The organism is Sphingopyxis sp. H053 (assembly GCF_001468225.1).
In the GTDB taxonomy this organism is placed as follows: domain Bacteria; phylum Pseudomonadota; class Alphaproteobacteria; order Sphingomonadales; family Sphingomonadaceae; genus Sphingopyxis.
Window position 1 is genome coordinate 147,762 of the sequence record NZ_LNRU01000007.1, and the last position, 15,528, is coordinate 163,289.

The following is a 15,528-nucleotide window of genomic DNA, read 5'->3' on the forward strand; positions in this document are numbered from 1 at the left end:
TATCGTTGCAGGGCGATGATAACATGGAAGTAATTGGAAGCGAAGCCCGATCCGCGCGGAGCGAAACCCCGCGCGGATCGAAGGCTTTTAGAATTTGAAGCCCGCTTCGATGCCATAGATGCGGGGTTCGTTGACGTAGCTGGTCAGGTTGTTGAAATCGATGCCGCCGGTCGGCGATTCATCGTTGGTGACGTTGCGCACAAAGCCCGCGATGTCGAAGCGGTCGGTTTTGTAGCCGACGCGAACGCCGCCCTCGAGCAGCTTGTCGTCCGAGAATTCGACCGAGCGATAGAGGAAGAACTGCACCTTCGAGCGGTAATACCAGTCGGTGAAGGCATAGATGGCGCCGTCGCCGACGGGGATTTCATAACCCGCGGTCCAGTTGAGCGTCCACTTCGGCGACTGCGGCAGCTGGTTGCCGTCGATCGAGAAGATGCCGGGGCTGCCCGGACGCGCCGGGTCGAGCACGGTGCACGGCGTCGCCGAGCCGCAGCCCGCGACAAAGGCGTTGGCATCGTCGATCTTGGCGATGTTCCACGCGCCGCCGATCGAGAAGGTCAGGCCCTTGGCGGGTGCCGCCTGCAGTTCGGCCTCGATACCATGGCCCTTGGCGTCGACGTTGAGCAGGCTCGCGACGTTCGACGTGCCGCCGACCGCGGTCAGCTGCAGATCCTTGGTGTCGAAATAATAGCCGGTCAGGTTGAAGCGGACGCGGTTGTCGAGGAAGTTGGTCTTGATCCCCGCTTCGTACGACATCGTCTCTTCCTGATCGGCGGTCGAAATGACGCGCGAGAAGGTCAGGCGGCCCTGCACCGACGGCGCGCGATAGCCGCGCGCGACGCGGGCGTAGAGGGTGAGCGCGTCCGACGCTTCATAGGTCGCGCTGGCGTCCCACGTCAGCAGCTTGCCCTTGACCTTTGCCGCCTGCGGCGGGACCGGCGTGTTAGGGCTGACGACGAAGGGCGGGCGCGTTTCGACGGGGCGCGACGCGACAAAGTCGCGCGTGTCATGGTTGTAGCGCGCGCCGGCCTGCAGCTTGAAGCCATTGTCGAACGCGTAATTGACCGAGCCGAAGATGCCATAGGCCTCGCTGTCCTGGCGCTGGATGGCGATCGCCGAGGGGGTCGCGTCGGTCGGGCCGCCGAATTCGAAGCTCGAAATGTCGAGCTTTTCGTCGAAATAGAAGGCGCCGAACTGATAGCCGAGCCCGCCGCTGTTGTTCGACGCGATGCGGATCTCTTGCGTGAACTGGTCGAGGCTGGGGACATTGTCCTGGCTCTGCGCCTGGAACGGGATCAGCCCCGGACCCGACACGGGCAGGAACACCGCGCCGAAGCCGCCGTCGATGTCGCCGCGGCTGCGGAAATTGCCGTTCCAATAGGAGGTGATCGAATAAGCCGTCACTGGCCCGAAATCATATTCGAGGTTCAGCCCGGCATTATAGGTGTTGAGCTTCTGAAAATTGAGCCCGTCCTGATAGACTTCGTCGCGCTTGAATTCGGTGCCCGCGCCGCCGAGGCCGACGAGCTTGTTGCTGCCCGGAAGCTGCGTGTTGGCGCGGAAGATGATCGCCGAGCCGTCATAGATGCGGACCTGCCCGGTGACGCGGCCGGTGAAGGGGCCGTTTTCATATTGAAGCTGGAGGCGCGCGGCGATGTCGTCATAGCCGCCGAGATCGTTTTTCTTGGTGGTCGCGATGTTGTCGACCCAATTGTCGCGGTGCTGGTACAAGGTCGACAGGCGGACCGAGAAGCCATTGTCGTCGGCGGCGCCCGCCGCGACCTCGACCTGCGTGGTGCCATAGCGGCCATAGCTGGCGCGGGCGTAGCCGCCGGTCTTGCCGGGCTTGACGGTGTCGAACTTGACGATGCCCGCGGGGGTGTTGCGGCCGAACAGCGTGCCCTGCGGCCCGCGCAGCACTTCGACGCGGTCGAGGTCGAAGATCGGGAAGCCCTTGAGGATCGGGTTTTCGAGCACGACGTCGTCATAGACGAGGCTGACCGGCTGCGATGCGTTGAGGTCGAAGTCGGTGTTGCCGAGCCCGCGGATATAGAAACGCGGGAAGGTGCGGCCGAACGAGCTTTCGATGTTAAGGCTGGGGACGCGGCCCGCGAGCACGCGGACGTCCGAACCGGTCGAGGTGATCGCGTCGAGCGTGTTGCCCGACAGCACCGAGACGGCGACGGGCACGTCCTGCAGGCTTTCCTCGCGGCGCTGCGCGGTGACGACGATGTCGCCGAGGCCGCTGTCTTCGGCGACGGGGGCGGCGTCCTGCGCGGCGGCGGGGGCGGCCCAGGCCGACGTGGCGAGAGCGATGCTTATAGCAATAGTGGAAGGAAAGTGGCGCATGGCGAGCTTCCTGAAACAGAGTTGACGATGGGAGAGTGGAAAAACCAAAGGCTCTTTGGCTTTCCGCACGCGCGCAATCAATCGCGGAAGCGTGCGCCGCTGACTTTCATGTCAGCAGTGTTGCGCATTTGCTGCACTTTGGGGGCGGGTCGGTCGGCTGCCGTCGGCTGCGAACGACGCCAACCATCATCGTCACCCTCTAACGAGACACGTGGCTCGTTAGACTTGATCCGGGGCCCATGACTTCAGCGCTGCCGTGGATCCCGGATCAAGTCCGGGATGACGAGAGGGAGGACGCCCGTCGCATGCGTCGGTGGGCTAAAAGCTGAGCTCGTCGTAGATTTTCGAAAGATCGCCGCCCCATGGGCCTTCGTAACGGTCGAGCAGGTCGTGCGCCGGGGATTTGCCGTTCTTGGCGATGCGGCGGAGGGGTTCGAGGAAGCCGACCTCGTTATCGCCCATCGAATTGACCTCGCCGCGCGCGGCGAGCCCCGCCGCCGCGATGTCGAGGACGCGGTGCGCCAGTTCGCCCACGGTGCCGCCGCCGGGGGCGGGGGCGCAAAGGCCGTCGCGCGGGACGGCGTCGCGGAGCGTCTGCTGTTCCTCGATGCTCCAGCCCTTGACGAGATCCCACGCCGCGTCGAGCGCACCCTGGTCATAGAGCAGGCCGACCCACAAAGCCGGGAGCGCGCAGATGCGGTTCCACGGGCCGCCGTCGGCGCCGCGCATTTCGAGGAAGCTTTTGAGCCGCACTTCGGGGAAGGCGGTCGAGAGATGGTCGTTCCAGTCGGAAAGGCGCGGCTTTTCACCGGGCAATGCGGGCAGCTCGCCCTTCAGGAAGTCGCGGAAGCTCTGCCCCGCGGCGTCGATATATTTGCCGTCGCGGAAGACGAAATACATCGGCACGTCGAGCATATAGTCGACATAACGTTCGTAGCCGAAGCCGTCTTCGAACACGAAGGGCAGCATGCCGGTGCGCGCGGGGTCGGTGTCGGTCCAGATATGGCTGCGGTACGACATGAAGCCGTTGGGCTTGCCCTCGGTGAAGGGCGACGAGGCGAAGAGCGCGGTCGCGAGCGGTTGCAGCGCCAGCGAAACGCGGAATTTCTGCACCATGTCGGCCTCGCTTTGATAATCGAGGTTGGTCTGGACGGTGCAGGTGCGCAGCATCATGTCGAGGCCCATCGTGCCGACGCGCGGCATATGGTCGAGCATGATCTTGTAGCGGCCCTTGGGCATGATCGGCAGTTCGGCGCGCGTCTTGTCGGGCCACATTCCGACCCCGAGAAAACCGAGCCCGAGTTCGGCGCCGACCTCTTTCACCTGTTTCAAATGGCGGCCGGTTTCGGCGCAGGTCTGGTGGAGATTTTCGAGCGGCGCGCCCGAGAGTTCGAGCTGGCCCGCGGGTTCGAGGCTGACGGTGCCGTCGCTGCCCGCGAGCGCGATCACCTTGCCGCCCTCGATCACCGGTTCCCAGCCGAAGCGCGTGAGCGCCATCAACAGGTCATGGATGCCGCCGGGCTCGTCGTAGGACGGCGCGCGATGGTCGGCGGTGCGATAGACGAATTTCTCGTGCTCGGTGCCGATGCGCCAGCGGTCCTTCGGCTTTTCGCCCTTGATCATGGGGACCGCGAGCTGATCGCGGCTTTCGACGATGGGATCGTTGCTGCCCGAGGCGGTGCGCGTGCTCATATCGCGCCATTATACGGTTCGGTACAGAAAGCAATCGGCTGTTGCCGCCTGCTATTTCACCCCGGCGCGAAGGTTGATCGTGAAGCGCGATCCCGGCGCCATGCCGATCAATTGATCGTCACGTCGAAGGCGACGGCCAAGGCATTGCCGGGTGCGAGTGTCGGCGTGGTCGCGGCGACAATATTGCCGCCGATCGATGCCCCGAACGGATCGCTTTCGTCGGCGCCGCTCGCATTGTCGTCCTCGACCGCCGTCGCGCCCGCGCAGCTTGTGCCGCTGCGCAGCGAACCGGGGGTGAAGGCCGTGCTGGTGGGCAGCGGATCGGCGATATTGATGCCCGTCGCGGTGCCGCTGCCATTGTTGGTGACGAGGATGCAATAGCGCATCGTTGCGCCGGGGATCGCCTTTGGATCGGTCGTCCCGTTCGTGGGGTCGCTGATGATGCTGCTGGTCTTGGCGATCGTCAGGTTCGCGGTCGGGCGGCAGAAGGTGATATCATGGATCGCGGCGCCCTGTTGTCCGGGGTCGGCGGGGGCGAGGCCGTGGCTGCCATAGGTGATGGTGATCGTGTCGACTGGTGCGGCAAAGGTGACGACGACGTTGCCGTTGGCGCTGGCGTCGGCCGAGGTGGCGTCGCCATAAGCGCTGTTGCCGATGACATAATTGCTGACCCCGTTGGTCAGGGTTGGCATCACCGGCGATCCGTTGAAGCTGCCCGTCACGGTCAAACGGTCGGCGAATTGTCCCGCCGCGTAATCGATATCGAACACGCGAAATTGCACGCCCGGCACCGCGGTCGGCAGCGTGATCGTCGAGGTGATGGTGCCGGCCTGGCTGGTGAAATCGGCGATCTCGAAGATCGAAAATTGCGCCGGGGAGAGGCCGCCGGTGACGACATTCTGGCGCGTCGGCGACTGGCCGCCATAGGTCGCATTGTTCAGGAACGCGCCGCCGCTGATGCCGATATTGAAGTTCATCGTGCCGATCGCGGTCAGGGCATAGCTGCCGCTCGTCGTGCCCGCGGTCCAGGTGACGCCGTCCCAGTCGTGCATCGTCGTACCGACGGGGCAGACGAGTGTCGGCGGTGTTCCCGCGGCGCGCGTGCCCGACACGGTGAAGCTGGCTGCATCATAGTCATCCTCGCCCGCCGCGCCGTTGCCGGGGGTCGAATCGAAGTCGAAGGCCGACGACGCGCTGACCTCGGCGATATTGGTTACGCTCGCGCCCGCGGTGGCGGAGACGGTGCCGGTGATCGTCAGCGTCCGCGTCGTTCCGGGCGGGATACTGCCGACCGTCCACACGCCGGTCGTGCTGTTGTAACTGCCGAAACCCGAGGCGCTGGTGAAGGCGAAGCCCGCGGGCAGTGTGTCCTGCACGGTGACGCCGGTCGCGGTCAGCGCCGAGCCGCTCGCGTTGGTCACGCTCAATATATAGTTGATGCTGGCACCCGCCGCGGGCGACGCGTTGCTCACCGACTTGGTCAGCGACAGGTCGGCGGACGGCGCGATCGGCACCGTCGTGAGCGTCAGGTCGGTGCGCGTGAAGTTGCCGCTGTCGCCATTGAGCGAGTCGCAGATCGTGAGCTGCCACGTGCCCGCCGAGCCCTGGCCATTGAAGCTCGCGAGCGATCCCTCTGGACGGAATGTGCGCTGATAGGGCGGCGCCGCGGCGCTATTGTCGTTGCTCGTATGGGTCGAGATGCTCGCCGCCGCGCTGTCGTCGAACAGGACGTTCAGATTGTCGGCCGAGGTGCCGACATTGGTGATCAGATTGACGACGGTTCCGCCCGGCGAAACCAGCGTCGCGCGGACGTCGCCGCGATAGCTGTGCGTGAACTGCACGCCGATATTCACATCGGTGACCTGTGCGTTCGCGCCGACGGTGAAATTTCGTACCATCGGGCTGGCGCACGCGGTCGCGGTTTCGCTGATCGTGCCGGTCGCCGTGTTGCTGTAGCTGGTGGTCGTCTGTGCGGCGGCGGGATTGCTGGCAAGCGTCAACGCCAGCCAAACGAGCATGAGACATACTCGCACAGACTGCAAACACTGGCCCCCACGCCAGCGGTATCGGCTCTGGTCCCGCCGTTGCATGGCGCCGCTATGGCCCGGGCATAGCTAATATCGGGTTAAAATCGGCAACTTGGCCGCATTTCTGTGCGGCAACGGGACAAAAGCGGGAATTCAGCCGCCCGCCGACCAATCGCCATTTTGCGCCATCCAGATGCCGACGGCGGCGATCGCTGCGGTTTCGGCGCGCAGGATGCGGGGGCCGAGCGCGATGCGGCGGACGGCGGGATGGCCGGTCAGAAGCTCGCGCTCGCGCTCCGTAAAGCCGCCTTCGGGGCCGGTGAGGATCGCCGCCGGTGCGGGGGCGTCGATGCTGGCGAGCGGCGCGCCGCCGGCTTCGTCGGCGAACAGCAGCGTGCGCCCGGCCGGCCAGTCCTTCAAGAGCTGGGGCAGTTTGACGGGCTCGGCGAGCGTCGGAAGCGCGGTGCGTCCGCATTGCTCGCACGCTTCGACGATCTGTGCCTCGAGCCGCTCGCTTTTGACGCGTTCGACGATCGTGCGTTCGGTGATGACCGGCTGCAGGCGGCTGACGCCGAGCTCGGTCGCCTTTTCGATGATCCAGTCGAGCCGCGCCTTCTTGACCGGCGCGAAGCACAGCCAGAGGTCGGGAACCTGCTCGATTTCGCTGATCTGCCGCTCGATGCGCAGCGTCAGCGCGCGTTTCGCGGCGTCGGCGACGACCGCGAGCCATTCGCCGCTGATATTATCGAACAGCAGGATCGGGTCGCCCGCCTTCATCCGCATCACATGGAGCAGATAATGCGCGGCGGGGCCGTCGATCATGGGGGCGGCATCGGGCCCCAACGGCAAATCGACAAACAGGCGGGGTGTGCTGGCGGGGGGCCAGGCAGGAGTCGCGGGCATATGGGGCCGATAACAGAAGGCGATATTTTGTGCATCCTTTGCCGTGAGGCGATGGGCCTTGTCCCGATCCGGGTCAGAACCGCCGATCCGGGCCGGTCGACCCGCCCCCGATTAGCATTTTGGTAAGCAGTCTTCCCCTAGGTGCGAGAATACCAGCGGCCCAAATCTAGTGGGGGGCGTCGCGGGGCGAAGAGGGGTTAGGCCATGCGAGGGACCGTGTTCAGCCGGCTGCGGCTCGGCGCCACAAAGCTTTTGCGCGACCAGCGCGGCAACGCTTTCATGCTGACCGCGGCGGCGATCGTGCCCGTGATCGGTATCGTCGGTTCGGCGGTCGACATCGGCCGCGCCTATATGACGCAGCTGCGTTTGCAGCAGGCGTGCGACGCCGGCGTCCTCGCCGGGCGCCGCGCGATGGGGGCCGGAGCCTATGGCGTGGACGAGGAAGCCGAAGCGGACAAGATGTTCAACTTCAACTTCCCGACCGGCCGTTATGGCGCCACGGCCATCAGCTTCTCGTCGGAGGCCGACGGCACGGCCGACGTCACCGGCACCGCGAGCGCGACCCTCCCCACCGCGCTCATGTATATTTTTGGCAAGGGCCAGTTCAACCTTTCCGCCGCCTGCACGGCAAGGCTCGAAATCTCCAACATCGATGTGATGCTCGTGCTCGACGTGACCGGATCGATGGAGCAGACGAACGAAGGCGATGACCAGAACAAGATAACCGGGCTGAAAGCGGCGGCGAAGTCTTTCTTCACCACCCTGACCAGCGCGGACATCGGCGACGGCCAGCTCCGTTTCGGCGTCGTACCCTATAGCACCACGGTCAATGTCGGAAAAATCCTTCGCGACGAAAACACCGCGTGGCTGTCGCAAACCGTGACGGTGCCCTCACGGCGGTGGGGGTCGGGCCAGGAAGAGGAATGCCGAAACGAGGGGTCGAACAGGAACCCGCGATGGGTCTGCAGCATGGTGACGAAGAACCTCTATCATTATGAGGATCGGACCTTCACTGTCGGATCGCCCACGATCGGCTCCAATGGCACCATATTGAGGTTCGCAACGGGAAGCGAAGGCGCGAATGTGTCCACCCGTTGGGGCGGCTGCATCGTGGAGCGGAAGACCACGGCTTTCGGTCCTGAGGAGACGGCGCCGTCCGACGCCTTCGACATGAATATCGACATGGTGCCCAACGCCAACGCAGACACCCAATGGCAACTGCTCCTTCCTGCTTTCGTCCACGATCGCCGGCAGGTTGCGCCGTTCCAGTCATCGACGAACTTTTCGAGGGTCAGCAATGTCGCCTGTCCCAATCCGGCGATGAAATTGACCGTGATGACGAGCGCGGACCAGGAGACGTTCGACGATTATATCGACGGCCTGCTTACGGGCGGCGGCACCTATCACGACGTCGGCATGGCGTGGGGGGCGCGGCTGATTTCGCCGACCGGGCTGTTCGCCGACGAAAATGATGCCACCGACGACGGCGAGCCGATCGACCGGCACATTCTTTTCATGACCGACGGCCTTATCGACACGTCGAACACCCAGTACACGCACCAGGGGCTGGAACGGTCGATGGTACGGGTCGGTTCGACCAGCAAGGCGGATTCGGATGCGCGGCACACCAACCGGTTCCTGCAGCTTTGCCGGGCCGCGCGCGATCGGGGCATCACCGTCTGGGTGGTGTCCTTCGGCCTTTCCGCGGAGGAGGAAGAGAGCGAGTCGAATCGGAATCTCGGCCGATGCGCCTCTTCGGGTCAGGCGCTCGCGTCGAGCAATACCGAGGAATTGGACAGGAATTTCCAGTCGATCGCGCGGCAGATGTCGAAGCTGAGGTTGGCGCAGTGACGCGCCGCGCCGCCTTGCTTCGCCGTCTGCGCCGGAACGAGCGCGGGGCCGCCCTGGTCGAATTCGCGCTGACCGCGCCGGTCTTCCTTCTCGTCCTGTTGGGAATATTCGACTTTTGCTGGCAAATGTATGCCCAGCAGGTGCTGCAAGGCGCGGTGAGCGAGGCCGGCCGCGACTCCACGCTACAGGCCTACGCGCTCAATCAGTCTGCGCTCGACGATCGTATCGAGGCACAGGTTCTGAACATATTCCACAATGCGACGGTGACCTTCACCCGCAAGGCATATGACCGTTTCGATCAGGTTGGCGTCGAGGAACGTTATACCGACGACAACGACAGCGGCAGCTATGACGCGGGCGAATGTTTCGACGACTTCAACAACAATGGCCGATGGGACGCCGATCGCGGCATCGAGGGCAACGGCGGCGCCGACGACGTGGTTCTCTATACAGTGTCGATGACATTCGACCGTGTCCTGCCGGTATGGAAAATGCTGGGTCAGCCGCAATCGACGACGCTTTCCTATTCTACGGTTCTGCGCAATCAGCCGTTCGCCAGCGGTAGCGATGCGCCGCCGGACGAGTGCCTGTGATGGCCCGCCGTCACATCGTCCGCCGCGCGCGGATTGCAATCCGGCAGCTCGCGCGCAACGCCCGGGCCGCGGTCATCATCGAAATGGCCTTTGCCATCCCGCTGCTGGCGCTGATCGGTTTCGGCGGCCTCGAAATTGCGAATCTGACGCTCGTCAATACGCGCATCAGCCAGATCGGGCTGAGCGTTGCCGACAATGCCTCGCGCATCGCGGCGGGAAGCAACCTGGCGCTGCCGCAAGTCCGCGAAGTCGATATCAACGACGTGTTCGCAGGCATCGAGAAGCAGGCGGGGGGGCTGGAATTCAAGAAAAATGGTCGCCTCATCCTCTCCAGCCTCGAGCGCAACACCGATAATGGTCAGTGGATACACTGGCAGCGCTGTTATGGCGATCTGGACATCGATTCGGAATTTGGTCCGGAAGGGACGGGCGAGGACGGCGACGACTTCGCAGGCATGGGGCCGGAGGGCGAGGAAGTAACGGCCGCGCCGGGGACCGCCGTGATGTTCGTCGAAGTGACCTATAAGTATCAGCCCCTGCTTTATGGCAAATGGCTGGGTGCCCGGACGATCACGACGACCGCCGCCTTCAATATCCGCGAGGCGCGCAATCTCACTGGCGGGGTCTTTGGGCCCGGCGTGGCGTCGACCTGCACCTGACCGCGACGGGCTTCGCTCAATCAGCCATTTATCGCGCGCGCCGCGCCTGCTATCGCCCGCGCATCGATGACTGCCACCCATCCTCCCGATAGCCAGCTTCGCGGTTTCGTCGCCCTGATGCCCTCCGCGGCGCGGCCCTATGCGCTGCTCGCGCGGTTCGACCGGCCGATCGGCTGGTGGCTGCTCTATTGGCCCTGTGCGTGGGCGCTCGCGCTCGGCGGCGGCGCGGTCAGTCACTGGCCCTTGTTCCTGTGGATGCTGGTCGGGGCGATCGCGATGCGCGGGGCGGGCTGCGTCTATAACGATATCGTCGACCGCGACCTCGACGCGAAAGTGGCGCGGACGGCGTCGCGTCCGGTCGCGAGCGGGGCGGTGTCGGTGCGCAATGCGCTGCTGTGGACATTGTTCTTGTCGCTCGTCGGCCTGCTTGTGTTGCTCCAGTTGCCGCGCCCGGCACAGATCGTCGCGCTCGGCAGTCTGATCCTCGTCGCGGGCTATCCCTTCATGAAACGCATCACCTGGTGGCCGCAGGCGTGGCTGGGCCTCGTGTTCAGCTGGGGCGCGCTCGTCGCTTGGGTCGCGGTGGGCGGAGCGGAAGGGCCCGCGCTGCCCTTGCTTTACGCCGGCTGCATCGCGTGGGTGATCGGTTACGACACCATCTATGCGCTGCAGGATATCGAGGACGATATGCTGATCGGGGTGAAGTCGAGCGCGCGCGCGATGGGCCGCCATGTGAAGGGCGGGGTCGCGATGTGCTACACCGCCGCGCTCGCCTGCTGGGGTGGGGCACTATGGGCGGTGCGGCCCGATCCGCTGGTGCTGATCGCGCTGCTGCCCGCAGCGGTGCATCTGACGGGGCAGGTGGTCACGCTCGACCCGGCGAACGGCGAGGATGCGCTGGCGAAGTTCCGGAGCAATCGGTTCGCGGGACTGCTGGTGTTCGCGGCGATGCTCGTCGTGGGCATGGCGCCCTAGTTACTCCGCCGCGAGCAACTCCTCGGCGCCGCCGAGGTCGACCGACACGAGGCGCGAGACGCCGCGCTCGATCATCGTCACCCCGAACAACCGGTGCATGCGCGCCATCGTCACCGCATTGTGCGTGACGATCAGGTAGCGCGTGTTCGTCTCGCGCGCCATGCGGTCGAGCAGGTCGCAGAAACGCTCGATATTCGCGTCGTCCAATGGCGCATCGACCTCGTCGAGGACGCAGATCGGCGCGGGATTGGTGAGGAACAGGCCGAAGATCAGCGCCACGGCGGTCAGCGCCTGTTCGCCGCCCGAGAGCAAGGTGAGCGTGCCGAGCCGTTTGCCCGGCGGCTGCGCCATGATTTCGAGCCCGGCTTCGAGCGGATCGTCCGAATCGACGAGCTCGAGATGCGCCTGCCCGCCGTTGAACAGCGTCGTGAACAGCCGCTGGAAATGCTGGTTCACCGCCTCGAACGCCGCGAGCAGCCGCACCCGGCCCTCGCGATTGAGATTGCCGATCGAGCCGCGCAGACGATGGACCGCCTGCGTCAGTTCCTCGATCTCGGCGGCGTTCTTCTCGCGCTCGGTGTCGAGTTCGGCGAGTTCGTCGGCGGCGACGAGGTTCACCGGGCCGAGCCGCTCGCGGTCGGAAACGAGCCGGTCGTGCTGCGCCGATTCGGCGTTGGCGTCGCCGACGCTGCCCGATTCGAAGCCGGCCTTTTGCGGCAGCAGCGGCGGCGGGCATTCGAAACGTTCGCCCGACAGGCGCCCCATCTCGATGCGGCGCAGCTCGGCATTTTCGGAGCGCGCGATCGCGCCGGCGCGCGTTTCGCGCGCGGCGGCGACGCGCTCGCGGATGGCATTGAGGGCGGTTTCGGCCTCGCGCAGCGCGGCCTCGGCGGCGCGTTCCTGCGCTTCGGCGGCGGCGACTTTTTCGCGCAGATCGGCCTGCTGTGCTTCGGCGGCGGCGCGCTGCTCAGCAAGCATTGCCGGGACGTCGGCGAGTTTCGCCGCTTCGGCCGCCAATGCATCGGCGCGCTTGTCCATTTCGGTCACGCGGCGTGCGGCCTCGCCCGCGCGCGCCTTCCAGCTCTTGATCTCGGCGCTGACGACCGCTTGACGTTCGCTCAGACTGGCAAGTGTGCGCTCGTGCGCCGCCAGCGCGTCGCGCGCGGCATTGGCATCGGTCCGTGCGCGGTCCGCCGCATGCTCCTCGGCCTCGAGCGCCGCGCGCGCGATGCTGTCGTCGGGTAGCGCGGCGAGCGCGCTTTCCTGCACCGCGAGCTGTTCGGCGGCGTCGTTTGCCGCCTCGGCGATTTCGGCGAGGCGGCGGTCGAACAGCGCCGCGGCGTCGCGGTGGCGGTCGATCGCACCCTGCGCCTGGTCGGCGGCGCGCAATGCGGCCCGGCGCGCTTCGTCGGCCTGCGCCAGCGCCTTGCGTGCCGCGGCGGCGGCGGCGGTGAGCTCGGACGCCTTTGCGGCGGCGGCATCGCGCCGGTCGCGCAGATCCTGCACGCCGAGTTCGACCTGCGGGCGCTGCGCGGCGAGTTCGTCGAGGCGATTCTGGCGTTGCAGCCGCTCGGCCGCGGTCGCGCCGTCGCCGCGCGTAACGAAACCGTCCCAGCGGCGCATCACGCCATCGATGGTGACGAGGCGCTGGCCGACCGCGAGCGATTGGTCGTCGTCGCTTTCTGTCACCGCGACCTGCGCGAGGCGGCGCGCGAGCGCGGCGGGGGCCTGGACGAATTCGGCGAGCGATTTGGTGCCGGGAGGAAGCGCGGGATCGCCCTTCGCTGTGTCGGCACCGCCCCAACTGCGCGCCGCATCCTTGTCGGTTCCCGCGTCGAGATCGTCGCCGAGCGCGGCGGCGAGCGCGGCTTCATAGCCCGGCGCGACGCGGAGCTGGTCGAGAATGCGGTCGGCATCGCTGCGCGCCGCGGCGAGCGCGCGTTCGAGCGTCGACGCCTCGCCTTCGAGCGCGGCGAGCGCGGCGCGGGCTTCGGCGAGCCCCGCCTCGATGCCCGCGAGGTCGGCGGCGGTCGCTTCGCGATCGGTCTCGGCCTCGTGCAGCGCATTTTCGGCGGTCGCGATCGCGGCCTCGGCGGCTTCGGCCGCCTTCTTGCTGTCGGCGAGCGTTGCGGCGAGCGCGGCGCTGTCGCCGAGCGCGGCAACCTCGGCGTCGACGCGCGTCTTGTCTCCCGCGATGCGGCGTACGGCAGTTTCGGCGCTGTCGCGAGCCGACACCGCGATGCGCCGGTCGGCGGCCTCGCTCGCCGCCTTGGCGCGCGCCTGCGCGAGCGCGACCTCGGCGTCACGCAGCCGTGCCTGTGCGGCGAGGCTGGCGTCGGCAAGGGCAGCCTTGCCCGCGTCGTGCCCGGCGATCTCCTGTGCCAGCGTCCTGGTTTCGGCGTCGAGCGCCGTGAGCGCCGCATGGGCTTCGCGCGCCAGTTCGCCTTCGTGCGCGCGGTCGTCGGCGATGCGGCGTTGCTGCGCCGCCAGATCGTCGAGCCGCTGGAGCGCCGCGCGCTCCTCGCCGTGCAAGCGCACCTGCGTCGCGGTCGCCTCGGCGAGTGCGCCCCGCTGCGCCTGTGCATCGCTCCGCGCTGCGGCGACGCGCGTTGCGACCTCGGTTTGCGCTTTCGATATGGTTTCGAGTTCGTCCTGCGCGGTCTTGACCGCCGTCTCGGCGGCGTCGGCGTCGCGCCGTGCCTGATCGGCGGCGGCGGCGGCGTCGCGCCAGCGCGCATAGATCAGCCGTCCTTCGGCGATGCGGATATCGTCGCTGAGTTTCTTGTACTTTTCCGCGGCGCGCGCCTGCCGCCGCAGCGCGTTGGCGCGCACTTCCATGTCGGCGACGATCTCGGAGAGGCGCGTGAGGTTGGTTTCGGTCGCGCGCAGTTTCTGCTCGGCGTCCTTGCGGCGGACGTGCAGCCCCGCGATGCCCGCGGCTTCCTCGAGCATCGCGCGGCGGTCGGTGGGCTTCGCCGCGATGACGTTGGCGATCTTGCCCTGGCTGACGAGCGCGGGGCTGTGCGCCCCGGTCGCGGCGTCGGCAAAGATCAGCGCGACATCCTTCGCGCGCACGTCGCGACCGTTGGCGCGATAGGCGCTGCCCGCGCCGCGCTCGATGCGGCGGATCACCTCGAGATCGTCGCCGTCGCTCGAATCGGACAGACCCGCAACGAGCGCCCCTTCGGTATCGCAATGAAGCGCCACCTCGGCGAAATCGCGCGCCGGGCGCGTCGAGGTGCCGGCGAAGATCACATCCTCCATCCCGCCGCCGCGCATCGACTTAGGGCTGGATTCGCCCATCACCCAGCGGATCGCTTCGAGCAGGTTCGATTTGCCGCAACCATTGGGGCCGACGACGCCGGTCAGCCCGGGTTCGATGCGGAGTTCAGTGGGTTCGACGAAGCTTTTGAAACCGGTGAGGCGCAGCCGCTTTATCTGCACGGGGCGGCCCCGTGCAGGTCATCGAATCGGAGCTGGTGCAACCTTGGTGTCACATATCCCCCTGCAGGCCGTCATGCCGCGCGGGGCGATGAGGCGCAAGGGCCGGCTAAACGATCCTCCCTGTCGCGTAGCGATGGGGAGGTGGCAGCCCGAAGGGCTGACGGAGGGGCTACGACGCTAGCGTTGCTGCCCCTCCACCACTCGCTTCGCGAGCGGTCCTCCTCCCCACGCCTTCGGCGCAGGGAGGATCAAATCCGAATCAGCGTGCGCCCATCGTGCGCAGGCGGTCGCGCAGCGGAGCCCACGATGCGACGCCTTCGGCGACCTGGCCGTTGATGACAAAGGTCGGCGTGCCGGTGATCTGATATTTCTCGACGCCAGCGTTGGTGCCCTTTTCGATCGCCTCTACATTTTCGACCTTGGCGAGGCACTGCTGGATCGTCGCGGCGGGGACGCCGCGCTGCTGATAGAATTGGTCGATGCCCCAGCCCTTGGCGAGCGCAACGAAGCGCTGCGCGGGGGGCAGCTTCATCGCTTCTTCGATCCCCGGTGCCGGCTTTGACGCGCCGGCGATGAAGGCTTCATGTTCGAGGAAGGTCGCATCGGCGAGCGGGAAGAAGCGGTCGGGGCCGGTGCATTTGACGATCGCGCCCGAAATCGCGTCGACGGGGTGGAGCATGAACGGCGTCAGCTTGTACGACACACGGCCGGTGTCGACGAAGTCACGCTTCAGCTCTTCGTGCGAATCCTTGGTAAACTGCGCGCAATGGCCGCAGGTGAAGGCGCCAAATTCCTCGAGTTTGATCGGCGCGTCGGGATTGCCCATCACGACGCCGTCGCCGTCGACGCGCACGACCTGCGACCAGCTCTTGCCGGCCGGCGGCGCGACCTTGGCGACCACGGACTGTTCCTTGGAGGGGTCGGTCGCGCCGTCGCCGCAACCGGCGAGGGCGAGCGCGCCGAGCGAAGACAGAAGGGCGATACGAAGCGATGCGGTCATATTGTTACTTTCTCCACAGAACGGGAATGCGGCGC

At 66.3% G+C, this 15,528-nt stretch carries 10 protein-coding genes; 4 read left to right on the top strand and 6 right to left on the bottom strand.

Annotated features, from left to right (window positions below; translation table 11 throughout):
* Positions 1–87: 87 nt before the first annotated feature.
* From ATE70_RS15165 to ATE70_RS15180, 4 genes are all read right to left on the bottom strand, one after another.
* On the bottom strand, positions 88–2,349 hold the full coding sequence (locus ATE70_RS15165) for a TonB-dependent receptor (protein WP_058538731.1): 2,262 nt from the start codon (positions 2,347–2,349) through the stop codon (positions 88–90).
* Positions 2,350–2,667: 318 nt separating this feature from the next.
* A complete protein-coding gene (locus tag ATE70_RS15170; protein ID WP_058538732.1) occupies positions 2,668–4,041 on the bottom strand; it encodes a glutamate--cysteine ligase in 1,374 nt (457 codons plus the stop codon).
* Between the two features lie 107 nt (positions 4,042–4,148).
* Positions 4,149–6,059, bottom strand: coding sequence for a proprotein convertase P-domain-containing protein (locus ATE70_RS15175; RefSeq protein ID WP_058538733.1), 1,911 nt, complete (start codon positions 6,057–6,059; stop codon positions 4,149–4,151).
* Between the two features lie 162 nt (positions 6,060–6,221).
* Entirely contained in the window at positions 6,222–6,971 is a 750-nt protein-coding gene (locus tag ATE70_RS15180; protein ID WP_058538734.1) for a 16S rRNA (uracil(1498)-N(3))-methyltransferase, read from the bottom strand.
* 204 nt (positions 6,972–7,175) lie between these two features.
* On the opposite strand from ATE70_RS15180, the gene ATE70_RS15185 reads away from it, so the two are divergent.
* From ATE70_RS15185 to ubiA, 4 genes are all read left to right on the top strand, one after another.
* Positions 7,176–8,822, top strand: coding sequence for a TadE/TadG family type IV pilus assembly protein (locus ATE70_RS15185; protein WP_058538735.1), 1,647 nt, complete (start codon positions 7,176–7,178; stop codon positions 8,820–8,822).
* The gene (locus tag ATE70_RS15190) at positions 8,819–9,415 is read left to right on the top strand and encodes a TadE/TadG family type IV pilus assembly protein (protein ID WP_058538736.1); all 597 of its coding nucleotides are present in this window, start codon (positions 8,819–8,821) and stop codon (positions 9,413–9,415) included. Before ATE70_RS15185 ends, ATE70_RS15190 begins: the two co-directional genes overlap by 4 nt.
* On the top strand, positions 9,415–10,074 hold the full coding sequence (locus ATE70_RS15195; RefSeq protein ID WP_058538737.1) for a TadE/TadG family type IV pilus assembly protein: 660 nt from the start codon (positions 9,415–9,417) through the stop codon (positions 10,072–10,074). The genes ATE70_RS15190 and ATE70_RS15195 overlap by 1 nt, the downstream gene beginning before the upstream one ends.
* A 66-nt stretch (positions 10,075–10,140) precedes the next feature.
* On the top strand, positions 10,141–11,049 hold the full coding sequence (gene ubiA, locus ATE70_RS15200; protein WP_058538738.1) for a 4-hydroxybenzoate octaprenyltransferase: 909 nt from the start codon (positions 10,141–10,143) through the stop codon (positions 11,047–11,049).
* Here the strand turns inward: ubiA and smc are convergent, their stop codons facing one another.
* Together smc and ATE70_RS15210 are read right to left on the bottom strand one after the other, a co-directional pair.
* The gene (gene smc, locus ATE70_RS15205) at positions 11,050–14,493 is read right to left on the bottom strand and encodes a chromosome segregation protein SMC (protein ID WP_058538739.1); all 3,444 of its coding nucleotides are present in this window, start codon (positions 14,491–14,493) and stop codon (positions 11,050–11,052) included. It lies immediately after the preceding gene.
* A 259-nt stretch (positions 14,494–14,752) separates the two neighbouring features.
* Complete coding sequence (locus ATE70_RS15210; RefSeq protein ID WP_058538740.1) at positions 14,753–15,493, bottom strand: DsbA family protein; 741 nt, start codon at positions 15,491–15,493, stop codon at positions 14,753–14,755.
* Between the last annotated feature and the right edge of the window lie 35 nt (positions 15,494–15,528).

What these genes read in the sequence shown, in the direction of transcription:
- ATE70_RS15165 (WP_058538731.1), bottom strand. Translation starts at nt 2,349, where the DNA reads ATGCGCCACTTTCCTTCCACTATTGCTATAAGCATCGCTCTCGCCACG.
- ATE70_RS15170 (WP_058538732.1), bottom strand. Translation starts at nt 4,041, where the DNA reads ATGAGCACGCGCACCGCCTCGGGCAGCAACGATCCCATCGTCGAAAGC.
- ATE70_RS15175 (WP_058538733.1), bottom strand. Translation starts at nt 6,059, where the DNA reads ATGCTCGTTTGGCTGGCGTTGACGCTTGCCAGCAATCCCGCCGCCGCA.
- ATE70_RS15180 (WP_058538734.1), bottom strand. Translation starts at nt 6,971, where the DNA reads ATGCCCGCGACTCCTGCCTGGCCCCCCGCCAGCACACCCCGCCTGTTT.
- ATE70_RS15185 (WP_058538735.1), top strand. Translation starts at nt 7,176, where the DNA reads ATGCGAGGGACCGTGTTCAGCCGGCTGCGGCTCGGCGCCACAAAGCTT.
- ATE70_RS15195 (WP_058538737.1), top strand. Translation starts at nt 9,415, where the DNA reads ATGGCCCGCCGTCACATCGTCCGCCGCGCGCGGATTGCAATCCGGCAG.
- ubiA (WP_058538738.1), top strand. Translation starts at nt 10,141, where the DNA reads ATGACTGCCACCCATCCTCCCGATAGCCAGCTTCGCGGTTTCGTCGCC.
- ATE70_RS15210 (WP_058538740.1), bottom strand. Translation starts at nt 15,493, where the DNA reads ATGACCGCATCGCTTCGTATCGCCCTTCTGTCTTCGCTCGGCGCGCTC.